Source organism: Pedobacter faecalis (genome assembly GCF_030182585.1).
In the GTDB taxonomy this organism is placed as follows: Bacteria; Bacteroidota; Bacteroidia; order Sphingobacteriales; family Sphingobacteriaceae; genus Pedobacter; species Pedobacter faecalis.
The window spans coordinates 56,818-69,241 of the sequence record NZ_JARXOW010000001.1; the positions used below are offsets into that span (position 1 = coordinate 56,818).

General features: G+C 47.5%; 9 protein-coding genes. 8 read left to right on the forward strand and 1 reads right to left on the reverse strand.

Features of this window, described 5'->3' with window-relative positions; translation table 11 throughout:
* Positions 1-6 precede the first annotated feature (6 nt).
* The 4 genes from QEP07_RS00255 (at position 7) to QEP07_RS00270 (ending at position 5,467) form a co-directional block, all read left to right on the forward strand.
* Positions 7-438 carry a DoxX family protein gene (locus QEP07_RS00255; RefSeq protein WP_256006976.1) on the forward strand — a complete coding sequence of 144 codons (432 nt, stop codon included), beginning with the start codon at positions 7-9 and terminating at the stop codon, positions 436-438.
* A 37-nt stretch (positions 439-475) separates the two neighbouring features.
* The gene (locus QEP07_RS00260; RefSeq protein WP_285007996.1) at positions 476-1,075 is read left to right on the forward strand and encodes an LEA/WHy family protein; all 600 of its coding nucleotides are present in this window, start codon (positions 476-478) and stop codon (positions 1,073-1,075) included.
* 178 nt (positions 1,076-1,253) lie between these two features.
* Positions 1,254-3,626 (forward strand): PIG-L family deacetylase, encoded by a 2,373-nt coding sequence (locus QEP07_RS00265; protein WP_285007997.1) that lies wholly within the window; start codon positions 1,254-1,256, stop codon positions 3,624-3,626.
* Positions 3,627-3,745: 119 nt separating this feature from the next.
* Complete coding sequence (locus QEP07_RS00270) at positions 3,746-5,467, forward strand: sodium:solute symporter family protein (protein WP_285007998.1); 1,722 nt, start codon at positions 3,746-3,748, stop codon at positions 5,465-5,467.
* Positions 5,468-5,481: 14 nt separating this feature from the next.
* Here QEP07_RS00270 and QEP07_RS00275 read toward each other — a convergent pair whose 3' ends face one another.
* Positions 5,482-6,330, reverse strand: a complete 849-nt coding sequence (locus QEP07_RS00275; RefSeq protein WP_285007999.1) for a DUF2911 domain-containing protein — start codon at positions 6,328-6,330, stop codon at positions 5,482-5,484.
* 84 nt (positions 6,331-6,414) lie between these two features.
* Between QEP07_RS00275 and QEP07_RS00280 the strand changes: the two genes are divergently transcribed.
* The 4 genes from QEP07_RS00280 to QEP07_RS00295 all read left to right on the forward strand — a co-directional run bounded on the left by QEP07_RS00280 (position 6,415) and on the right by QEP07_RS00295 (position 12,396).
* A complete protein-coding gene (locus tag QEP07_RS00280; protein WP_285008000.1) occupies positions 6,415-9,000 on the forward strand; it encodes a M1 family metallopeptidase in 2,586 nt (861 codons plus the stop codon).
* Between the two features lie 67 nt (positions 9,001-9,067).
* On the forward strand, positions 9,068-10,393 hold the full coding sequence (locus QEP07_RS00285; protein ID WP_256006969.1) for a cytochrome ubiquinol oxidase subunit I: 1,326 nt from the start codon (positions 9,068-9,070) through the stop codon (positions 10,391-10,393).
* Positions 10,393-11,412, forward strand: coding sequence for a cytochrome d ubiquinol oxidase subunit II (locus tag QEP07_RS00290; RefSeq protein ID WP_285008001.1), 1,020 nt, complete (start codon positions 10,393-10,395; stop codon positions 11,410-11,412). Before QEP07_RS00285 ends, QEP07_RS00290 begins: the two co-directional genes overlap by 1 nt.
* A 117-nt stretch (positions 11,413-11,529) precedes the next feature.
* Positions 11,530-12,396 (forward strand): hypothetical protein, encoded by an 867-nt coding sequence (locus QEP07_RS00295; RefSeq protein WP_285008002.1) that lies wholly within the window; start codon positions 11,530-11,532, stop codon positions 12,394-12,396.
* Positions 12,397-12,424 lie beyond the last annotated feature (28 nt).

Here is a 12,424-nt window from a genome sequence, read left to right on the forward strand (position 1 = left end):
CAAGATATGAGACGATTGTTTAATACAAACTTTAACAACGAGAGCATGCATTTCATGCTGCTGGTATTGCGGGTCACCTTCTCCGTGTTTATGATTACACACGGCTATATGAAACTTCAGATGCTTACCGCCGGTGGTGAAATCCAGTTCGGTGATCCGATCGGCGTTGGTCAGGCTGCATCTTTATATCTCGCTGTTTTTGCCGAATTCTTTTGTTCCGTGTTATTATTGCTGGGTTTGGCAGGCAGACTGGCCACCATACCGCTCATCATTACCATGATCGTAGCCGCATTTATTGTTCATGCACCTGATCCGTTTGCGAAGAAAGAGATGGCCTATCATTTTCTGGTAGTTTATCTGTTCCTGCTTGTGTCTGGTCCTGGAAAATACAGTATCGATCATTTCATCAGCCGCAGTTTAAATCCTCGCAGACGATAGTTTATATGATTTATCATAAATAACCGTTATAGCTGTTATGAAAAAACTCCTGATCATTTTTCTGGCAGCTATAGCTGTTTCAGGCTGCGGCATAAACAAACAAACCGAGCAGATCAAAGCACTGGAGAAGTGTAAATATCGTATTACGGCCGTGGAGCAATTGCTTGTTGGCGGTACAGATGTGAGAAAGCTGATCGGCGGTGAGGATATTAATCTTGCCAGCCTGCCGGCACTTGCTTTCGGCTTTCTGAGGCAGGATATTCCGCTGAAAGCAAGGCTCAATCTGGAAGTAACCAACCCGTCCTCCAATCATGCAGCTATCAACGAATTTGAGTATAAGATACTGGTCAATAGTCAGGAACTTGCTAATGGTTTTGTAAACCAGGAGGTAAGTGTAGGTCCGGGACAAAGCACCGTTGTACCGGTAGATATGACCGTAAACGCGTATCCTTTTATATCCAACGACAAGGTGATGGGGGAAATCAGTGAATTTCTGAAGACCCGCACAAATGGTACGGAGAAGAAAGGTATGCTGACGCTCAAAATTAAACCCAGCATCAAGGTAGGCAGCACCCTGGTGAAATATCCTGGCTATATCACCATTGACAAAGAGATAAGCAGCAAAATTCTGCTATAATCATGGCTTTGCTGTTGAGGTGTCTCATTATTGCAGCATTGTTACCTGTATTTTTCGTCGATAAATTTTCGATTACAGATTTTTGGTTATTTTCGAATCAACTATGAATGTAACCATGAAGTTTCGACTGCTTTTTGTGGCCCTGTTTTTTCTTTGCCTACGTACTCAAGCACAACGTATGCAGCAGCTCAATGCTGCAGAAATCAGGCAAGGGCTGGAGGCATTGCAGGTTACCGGAAGCGTGCTTTATATAGCTGCGCATCCGGATGACGAAAATACCCGGCTATTGACGTACCTGGCAAGGGAAAAGAAGCTGAGAACAGGCTATCTCTCCCTTACGCGTGGCGACGGCGGTCAGAACCTGATAGGCAATGAGCAGGCGGAATTGCTGGGCTTGATCCGTACGCAGGAGCTGCTTGCGGCGCGACGTATCGATGGAGCCGAACAATTTTTTACACGTGCCAACGATTTTGGGTTTTCTAAAAACCCGGAGGAAAGTTTCCGTATATGGGAAAAAGGGAAGATACTGGGCGATGTGGTCTGGGTGATCCGGAACTTTCGGCCCGATGTGATCATCACCCGCTTTCCGGAAGATTCCCGGGCCGGACACGGACATCACTCAGGATCAGCAATACTGGCCCGTGAGGCCTTTACTGCAGCGGGAGATCCTAAACAGTTTCCGGAGCAACTTGCTTTTGTGAAGCCCTGGCAGGCGAAAAGAATCGTGTGGAACACTTTTAATTTCGGTGGCAATAATACCACGTCGGAAGATCAGCTGAAGATTGATGTAGGATTGTACAACCCGCTGTTTGGCAAGAGTTATGGCGAATTGGCTGCAGAGAGCCGGTCGAGCCACCGGAGCCAGGGATTCGGTTCGGCCATGCAGCGAGGCAGCGGTTACGAATATTTTTCCCATATAGCTGGCGCGGAAGCCAAGGGAGATCTTTTTAGCGATATAGACCTTACATTAGGCAGGTTGTCGAAGGGCGCAGCTGTCCAGAAACTGTTAGCTGAGATAGCCAGGAATTACGATGTGGCCGACCCTTCAAAGTCGGTCCCTAAACTTCTTGAGCTAAAAGTGATGGTGAACGATCTGCCGTTCAAGCATCAGGCTTTAGATGATCTAATCCTTTCCTGTGCAGGCATCTGGCTGGAGAGCGCCGCGTTGAATCAGACCTATGCCCTGGGCGAAGAAATCGATGTGCGCGTACAGGCGATTGTTCGCCCCGGATCGGGGTTTTCACTGCCGGTAGAGGTCACAGAGGTCTTGTCGGGAGCATCGTTTAACCTGAAACCGAACGTCCTGGCCTCGCAGGATCGAAGCATAGCGCCGAAGGATATTGCCATTACGCAGCCGTACTGGCTCGAGCAGAAGCATGGCATCGGGACATTCAACGTAGATGATCTCCATAAGATAGGTATGGCGGAGAACAAGCCGGCAGTTGCAGCTTTATTTACGATAAAGGTGGGCAACCAGGTTATAGAGAAATCTTTGCCAGTGGTGTATAAATATACGGATCAGGTGAAAGGCGAAATCTATCAGCCGCTGGTCATTGCACCTCCAGTTACAGCCACGCTTTCTGAAAAGGCTTTTATTTTTAACGGTAACGCAGAGAAGAAGGTGGTCGCCACACTGCGCGGCTTTAAAGAAAACGTGTCAGGCATGATCCGGCCGGTGGTACCAACGGGCTGGAAAGTAAGTCCGGAACAGTTGCAGTTTACTTTAGGTCGGAAAGGAGAGGAGCGTAATGTGGAATTTACAGTTACACCGGCTGGCAGCGTCTCCTCGGGTACACTTTCGTTAAAAGTTGTTGTCGATGGAAAAACATACGACAAGGGACTGCATGAGATCAACTACGACCATATACCAGCCCAAACGCTGTTTCCTCTGGCGGCAGCAAATGTTAACCGTGTTAGCCTGGTTGTCGGCGGTAAACGCATCGGCTATATCGCCGGAGCTGGTGATCTGATTCCCGAATCACTTCGTCAGATTGGCTACCAGGTAGAACTACTTAACGCAAACCAGGTGATCACACAGGATCTATCAAAGTTTGACGCTATTGTAACCGGGGTGCGTTTATATAATGTAAGCGATCAGGCCAGGGTGATGCAGCCTAAACTCATGAATTACGTAGAGAACGGTGGCACACTGTTGGTACAATACAACGTGAATGCACCGCTGCGTATAGACAATATGGGACCTTACCCTTTCCGGTTGTCGAGAGACCGGGTAACCGAGGAAGATGCAGCGGTTACTTTCCTGGCGCCTCAGCATCCGGTGCTTAACGTTCCCAATAAAATTACAAAAGACGATTTCAACGGCTGGGTGCAGGAGCGGGGACTATATTTCGTGACCGACACTGACCAGAGATATACGCCGCTGTTTAGCATGCACGATGCAGGAGAGCCCGCCCGGACCGGTTCGCTTATCGTAGCCGATTATGGGAAAGGGCGTTACATCTACACCGGTATTTCCTTTTTCCGTCAGCTACCCGCGGGCGTTCCCGGAGCCTATCGGCTGTTTGTTAATCTTATATCCAGGAGAAACTAGAGGACATGCAGAACGAAAAGCGGTTTTATATCCTGTTGGTTGGCTGGCTTGTTCTGCTCATAGTGTTGTTTTATGCATTTACGCGGTATTTTGAATGATCTTGCTAAGATTAGATCGCTATGAGTAGTATCGACTGGGCGGTATTAGTATTAACGCTGGTTTTCATAGTCGTCTATGGGGTCTATAAGAGTCGCGATACCCAAAATATACAAGGTTATCTTCTCGGTAACCAGTCGCTGCCCTGGTACCATGTTTGCCTTTCGGTTATGGCTACGCAGGCGAGTGCTATTACCTTTCTCTCAGCGCCTGGCCTGGCGTACTCCTCGGGTATGGGTTTTGTACAGTTCTATTTTGGTTTGCCGCTGGCGATGATTGTGCTTTGCGTAACCTTTGTACCTATTTTTCATCGCCTGAAAGTCTATACCGCCTACGAGTACCTGGAGCAGCGGTTCGACCTGAACACCCGTGCGCTTACCGCTTTTCTTTTTCTCGTACAAAGGGGCTTGTCTACCGGCATCACCATATACGCGCCGTCTATTATTTTATCGACCATACTCAACATCAATACCACATACACTACCCTGTTTATGGGTAGCCTGGTTGTATTTTACACCGTATACGGAGGCACCCGGGCTGTGTCTTACACGCAAATGCTCCAGATGAGCATTATCTTTTGCGGACTCTTTGCTGCTGGGGCCATGGTGGTTCACTTACTGCCGGCCGAGGTAGGCTTTGTAAAAGCGCTGGATATTGCGGGCAAAATGGGCCGTACTGAAGCGATCGATTTTACCTTCGACCTCAATAACCGGTACACGGTATGGACCGGTATTATCGGTGGATTCTTTTTACAACTTTCTTATTTTGGCACCGATCAGAGCCAGGTTGGTCGATATTTGTCGGGCGCCTCCGTAAGCCAAAGCCGCATGGGTTTACTTATGAATGGTTTGGTAAAAATACCTATGCAGTTCCTGATCCTGCTCATCGGTGTGCTGGTCTTCACCTTCTATCAGTATAACCGCCCGCCTATATTCTTCAACAGTTTTGAGTTGAATCGCTTAGAGAAGAGCGCTTACGCTCCGCAGCTTAGAAAGCTCAGTGCCGAATATGATGAGGCCTTTCAGCAAAAGCAGGTGGTGGTTCAGCAAATGAACAATGCTTTGGATCAGAACAACGAAGCTGCGGTGAATGAGCAGCGCCTGCTGCTTCAGCAAGCCGATCAAAAGCAAAAAGATTTACGTGAGAAGGTCACTCTATTAATGAAGGCGAACAATAAGGACGCCAATACAGATGATGTGAACTATGTATTCCTCAGTTTCGTGACTCAGTATCTTCCGCGTGGACTTGTGGGACTGCTTATAGCCATTATCTTTCTGGCATCGATGGGTTCAACCGCCAGCGCACTCAATTCCCTGGCGTCGACCAGCGTCATCGACATCTATAAACGCCTTGTAAGGAAGGATGCATCAGACGATGAATATTTGCAAGCCTCGCGACTGGCTACGTTGTTTTGGGGTGTTGTTTGTATCGTTATGGCGCTTTATGCCGGGAAAATCGGTAACCTCCTGGAGGCGGTTAATATTCTGGGCTCCTACATATATGGCACAATACTGGGGATTTTTCTCGTTGCCTTTTACGTAAAACATGTACAGGGACGTGCTGTTTTTGCCGCGGCACTGCTCTCCGAAGTCATTACCATAGTCCTGGGCTGGCAGGAGGCCGTCGCTTATCTTTGGCTCAATGTGATCAGTTGCGCCATGGTGGTCGGCTTTTCGATCTTCATCCAATACTTCACCGGCGGAAAAGAAAAGACCGCCCATTCCAGTGGAGGGGCGGTCTCATAGCATAGCAAAATAATTTATTTCCTGGCTTCAGCTAACAGGGCTCCGTTCAATCGGATATATTCCTGGTTCTTGATTTCGGTAGCAATCTTTAATCCTTCTTCCGCTGTTTTGGCGGCTCCGGCTTTGTCGCCCATCTTGAGCTGAACGCGGCCTTTCCATAATTTAACCCAAGGCTGGGTGGTGTTGTTAGCGTCTGCCGCATTCATCCACTCCAAGGCTTTATTGATGTCTTTTCCGTTCTCAAAGTAGTACTGCGCAGCCTGAAAGTACGGTTTCTTTTCGCCCTTCATGGCTTCGTCGATACTGGCCATTACTTTGCTGTCTACGTCGGTGCTCAGGTTTACCGTTACACCGGTGTTCTCCCACATCAATTGCAATTTAGCTGTTGTCGGATAGACGTCAGAGAATTGAATAGTGAAAGTTTCCACTTTGTCTTTAAGCTTAACTGGTTTTACTTTTACGCGCAGTACGTCGTTGGCTTCTTTGTAAGTGTACGAACCCCATTGTTTGGCTTCTTTGTTAAACACGATTGTCCAGTCGTTCTGCTCAGGTATGGTGAACAACGCATACTCGCCTGCAGGAAGGTTCTGGCCTTCAATTTTAACATCCTCGCTAAACTTGATGGTCGTCGCCGAGTTGGCACCAGTACGCCATACGGTTCCATAAGGTTCGAGTCCGCCAAATATCTTACGTCCTTTAACGTTAGGGCGGGCATAGTTAAGGGTAATAGTGCCAAGTCCGAATGCCTGGGTAACCGTTTGAGAGGTACTCGCCTGAGGCATTTTAAGTCCCTGAGCATTACCTTCAAATTGCAATCCAGCGGCAAGAGCAATGACCAGCATGGTTTTCAACGTCGTTTTCATATTTTATTACTGTTAAATTTTGTTGTGCTAAATTAATGCTAAAGCGGATTATATGGTCATTATATTTTGATTAATTTAGCCCGCATGGTTAATTATCGCATTTGGCTTGCCTCTGTCTGTCTCTTCTGTTTGTCTTGTTCTGCATTCAAGTATACTGCCGCACCAAATTTGGAGCCGGGCGTATCAAGAAGGCTGGCCGAGTACAGAAAAGCAATCATAAAAGGCACCAATTACAATCTCGAACTGGATATTCCTGGAGATAGGCAGGCTGGTATAGCAGCCAGGGAAGTCATCACCTTTCAAATGTCTGATGTCACACATCCTTTGCAGATCGATTTCAAGGAGGACCCGGCCAAGCTTAAGTCGCTTGCCGTAAATGGCAAGACAACAGCTATAGATCATCGTGATGAACACATCATTATTGCCCCTGAGCATTTAACCAAGGGTTCGAACAGGATAGAGATAAGTTTTGAGGCTGGTAATGGTGCGCTGAACAGGAACGCCGACTATTTATATACTTTATTTGTGCCGGACCGGGCCAGAACCGTTTTTCCTTGTTTCGACCAGCCGGATCTGAAAGCTACCTATACACTCACGCTGATGTTGCCGTACGACTGGACCGCAATTGCCAATGCTGCCCTTCAGGATTCTGTGCAGACCGGCGATCGCAAGACTTACCGCTATGCGACCTCTGATACATTGAGCACATACCTTTTTGCTTTTGCGGCAGGTAAGTTTTTTCGCGCCTCGGAGCGACTGGCAGAGGGTAACAACCCCAAGTATGTTTCCGACTTCCTGTACCGGGAAACTGACACGGCTAAACTGAAAACCAGCATCAGGTCTGTATTTGATCTTCATGCAGCTTCGCTTCGCTATATGGAGGAGTGGACAGGCATACCGTATCCCTTCCAAAAGTTCGGGTTTGTGGCTATTCCTGATTTTCAGTTTGGCGGAATGGAGCACCCAGGTGCGATACAATACAAGGCTTCTGCTTTTTTCCTGGATTCGGGAGCTACAAAAGATCAGTTGAACGCAAGAAGTCACGTAATAGCACATGAAACTGCGCACATGTGGTTCGGCGACCTGGTAACAATGAACTGGTTTACCGACGTATGGATGAAGGAGGTGTTTGCCAATTTTATTGCCGACAAGAGCATGGAAGCCGAGACCGGTAAGGATTTGTTTGATCTTAAGTTTTTGCTTGATCATTTTCCGGCAGCATACGGGGTGGACCGCACCTCAGGTTCTAACCCGATCAGGCAGGACCTGGATAATCTGAAGGATGCAGGAACACTTTACGGCAATATCATCTATCACAAAGCACCTGTGATGATGCGGCAACTGGAAAGATTGATGGGGGAGGAGAAGTTCCAGCGGGGTGTACAGGAATACCTGAAGAAATTTGCGAATGGCAACGCTTCCTGGCCCGAGCTGATTAGTATCCTGGATAAGTATACTGATGAGGACCTGCAAGCATGGAACAAGGTCTGGGTGAACGATGTGGGGCGGCCGGTGGTCGACTATAAAGTAGAAGAGGAGCGTGGTAAAATATCTGCATTCACCATCACGCAGCATCCGGAGTATGGTAATCATCGTTTATGGCCGCAGTGGGTGGAGGTCAAGTTTTTCTATCCGGGCAGGACGGAAGAATTTAGCGTAAACCTAAACGCAGAAACGGTTCAACTTCCACAGGCAAAAGGGCTGAATAAACCCTTATTTGTACTCTTCAACTCGTCCGGACAGGGCTACGGTTTGTGGCCGGTTGATAAGGAAATGTTTGACCGCATATATGCTATTGAAAAGCCGCTAAACCGGGCCTCTGCTTACATAACCCTGTATGAGAACATGCTGACTGGGAGGTCCATTTCACCGGTAACGCTGCTGAACTTGCTCATGAAGGGTTTGCAAAAGGAAACTGAAGAACTGAATTTAAAGCTCATCACGGGCTATATTGGCACTATATATTGGGAATTTTTAAGTGCGGCCGACAGAGCTGCAGCATCCGCTTCTTTGGAACGTACGCTGTGGCTTGCGTTAAGCGAACACGGACAGGCTAATCATAAAAAGCTGCTATTCAAGAGCTATCAGGATATTTTCGCCTCCGCGGAGGCCAGGGATCGCTTGTACCGGATATGGCATACCCAAGCGCCGCCCGATGGCTTAAAGCTTACTGAAGACGACTATACAACCCTTGCGTTTTCGCTTGCGCTAAGAGGCGATGCCGACAAGGATCTTGTGAAAAAGCAATTGGCCCGCATCAGCAATCCGGACCGCCGTACACGCTTCGAATTTATAATGCCGGCCGTATCGGCATCGGTGGCCGAGCGTGACGCGTTTTTCGAGAGTCTGCAGCAGCGCGCCAACCGTGGTAAGGAAGCTAATGTGGTGGCTGCACTTTACTATTTGCATCATCCGCTAAGGCAGCAAACCTCTGCGAAATATCTGAGAAAAAGCCTGGAGATGCTGGTGGAGATTCAGACGACGGGCGACATATTCTTTCCGCAGAACTGGCTGCAGGCAACATTTTCTTATTATCAGCATGCCGAAGCCGCAGACACGGTGCGCAGTTTTCTTGACGAAAACCCTGATTACAATCCGAAGTTGAAGGCCAAGATCCTTCAAGCGGCAGATCATGTTTTTAAAGCGGAAAAATTACTGAGAAAGGACTGATCCTTCAGGCCCAATATTTTGATTTGCATAGCTTTTTAACGAGTTTTGGAAATCAATCTTTTCCCGCATGGATGATCTTCTTGCCGCACGTCTCCAGATGGCCTTTTCGCTGGGCTTCCACATTGTTTTTGCTTGTATAGGAATGGTTATGCCGTTCTTTATGTCGGTAGCCCATTTTTATTGGCTCAAGACGAAAAAGTTGGTATTCAGAGATGTAACGAAGGCATGGAGTAAGGGTGTTGCTATTTTTTTTGCTACAGGTGCTGTGTCGGGTACGGTGCTTTCTTTTGAACTTGGTTTGCTCTGGCCCACTTTTATGGAACATGCAGGCCCTATTTTTGGGATGCCCTTCTCACTGGAAGGCACGGCCTTTTTTATCGAAGCAATTGCACTTGGCTTCTATCTGTACGGTTGGGGAAAGCTGCATCCCTGGTTCCATTGGTTTACAGGGGTCATTGTCGGTATCAGCGGTTTGGCTTCAGGTATTCTGGTTGTGGCAGCTAACTCCTGGATGAACAGTCCGGCCGGATTTGATTTTATTGACGGACAATACCTGAATATAGACCCTATCGCGGCAATGTTCAACGATGCCTGGTTTTCTCAGGCCCTGCATATGTGTATAGCGGCGTTCGTGGCTACCGGCTTTGCCGTGGCTGGTGTGCATGCGCTGATGATTCTGCGCCGCCGGAACGTGGAGTTCCATGCAAAGGCCTTTAAGATTGCCGCGGTTTTTGGCGCTGTGGCGGCTTGTCTGCAGCCTTTAAGCGGAGATATTTCAGCAAAGGACGTGGCAGAGCGGCAACCTGCAAAGCTGGCGGCGATGGAGGCACACTTTCATACAGAAAAGGGTGCAGGGCTAATTATTGGCGGCATACCCGACACGGCAACCAAAACCGTAAAATATGCCGTAAAGATACCAAACTTACTCAGCTTTATGACTACTGGTGATTTCAATGGCGAGGTGAAAGGACTTGATCAGATTCCGGTGGAGGACCAGCCTCCTGTGGCAGTAACGCATTACGCATTCCAGGTAATGGTTGGCCTCGGAATGTTACTCGTGTTGATTTCAATGCTATTCTTTGCGGCGCTGTGGAAGAAAAAGCTTTGGCTCGAAAGCCGATGGCTGCTAAAACTGTTTGTGGCGGCTACACCGCTTGGATTCATCGCTGTGGAAGCGGGCTGGACAGTAACGGAAGTGGGCAGACAGCCCTGGATTATTCAAGGCATAATGCGGACGGCTGATGCGGTGACGCCAATGCCTGGCATTGCTTACTCCTTTTATCTGTTTACGGCCATTTATGTGTCGCTCTCGGTGGTAGTGGCTATGTTGCTGTACCGGCAGATATCAATGGTTGGTAAATTGTATGATTCATCTTTAAAAGCGAACGACTGATGTTATACATTGTAATTGTTTTCTTGTGGCTGTCTATCTTGTTATACATTCTGTTAGGCGGAGCAGATTTTGGGGCGGGTATTATTGAACTGTTTACATCAGCCAAAAACAAGGAGCGAACGCGTAAGACGATGTATAAAGCCATTGGCCCCATTTGGGAAGCTAACCATATGTGGCTGATCATTGCTATAGTGATCCTTTTCGTAGGTTTCCCTCGAATTTATACCACTGTGTCGGTATACCTGCATATTCCGCTTGTGTGCATGCTGCTTGGTATTGTAGCTCGGGGAACAGCCTTTGTATATCGGAATTATGACGCCGTCCGCGATGATATGCAGAAAATATATACCCCGATCTTTGTATATTCCAGTTTAGTTACACCCTTCTTCCTTGGTATTATTGCGGGGAGCGCAGTATCGGGGCAGATCGATGCGCAGGCGGACGATTTTTTATCAGCGTATGTCTTCAGTTGGCTCAACTGGTTTTCTGTTTCCGTGGGGATGTTTACAGTTTGCATCTGCGGTTTCCTGGCAGCGATTTTCATCATCGGGCAGACTGTTCGGGACGAAGACCGGAACTACTTTGTCAGGAAAGCAAAGCAAACGATCTTTATGGTCATGTTCAGTGGCTTGTTTGTGTTTGCTGCTGCTTATTACGAAGGTATTCCACTGCTCACCTGGATTTTCGGTGATTTCCCGGGTGTGGCGGCAATTGTATCAGCAAGTATTTCGCTTGTGGTAATGTTTTATTTTCTTGGCCGCAACCGGCCCGTATTGCTTAGGTTGCTCGCCGGCTTTCAAGTCACGATGATCCTTTTTGCAGCTACTTATACGCACTTTCCTGATATTGTGCTGATTAAAAATGGTCCGAATTTATCATTGCTGGCACATCAGGGCCAGGCGAAGACAATATCGTCTCTGGCTTATGCCCTGCTTGCTGGGAGTGTATTCATTTTGCCTGCCTTGGCATATCTTATTTACATCTTTCAGGTGAAGGCTAAAGCGCAAGGTGAATCTTAAATGACTGGTTATTATCTTCTTCAGCGATTTTAACAAAATCGTGACAACACGCAATTAAACCAAGCTTTACGAGCCTAGTCATACTTCCGAAAAAACACAGAATAGATATTTCTCAGTATGAAAAACGGATTTTTCGGCACACTAGCGGCCATTGTATTAATAGCATTCAGCGCGCCTATGGCCACAGCTCAGAAAGTTACGGAATTACAGGAAGTGGGTATCGTAGCTCCTCCGGCTATGAAAATAGACGGTAAAAATTTCGAATGGAAGGACGCGGATTTTACCGTTAATAAGCGCACTACGCTTTCCTATATCATCAGTAATGATGACAAAAATCTGTATCTTATTGTCAAGTCGACCGACGCCATGAATAATAACAAAATTCTTGCGGGTGGCATTACTTTTTCAGTGAATCCCGACGGTAAGAAAAAAGAGAAGGAAAGCATCAGCCTGACATATCCCCTGATTAACCGTAGTAATATGAGAGGACCGGGAGGAGCCGGCATGAGAAGAATGGGCGCGGCTATGGGCATGGGTGGCGGCGCAATCCCGTCGCAGAAAGAACGGGATTCTATGATGGCCGCCATGCAGCGTACGCAATTGGCTCAGGCGAAAGAGATTAAATTAAATGGATTTAAAAAAACGACAGACACGTTGGTGTCTATTTATAACGCAGAGGGAATAAAGGCTTTTGCTTCTATTGATAAGGAGAATGTGTTTTTCTATGAAGCCGCAATTCCTTTGGAAGAGCTCGGAATGTCTGCCGGAAACACAAAGGAGTTCGTCTATAATATTAAAGTAAACGGTTTACAACTGGCGGGATTTGATGGTCCCGGCGGCGGCGGTGGACGCGGTAATGTGGTAGTGATGGGAAGCCCGAGAGGTGGGGGTGGTTTTGGTGGTGCGAGAGGGGGCGGCTTTGATTTTCAAGAGTTTACAAGTCCAACAGATTTTTGGGGAAAATATACTTTGCTTCAGAAATAACTCTGTATACGCGCACACCAAATAATAT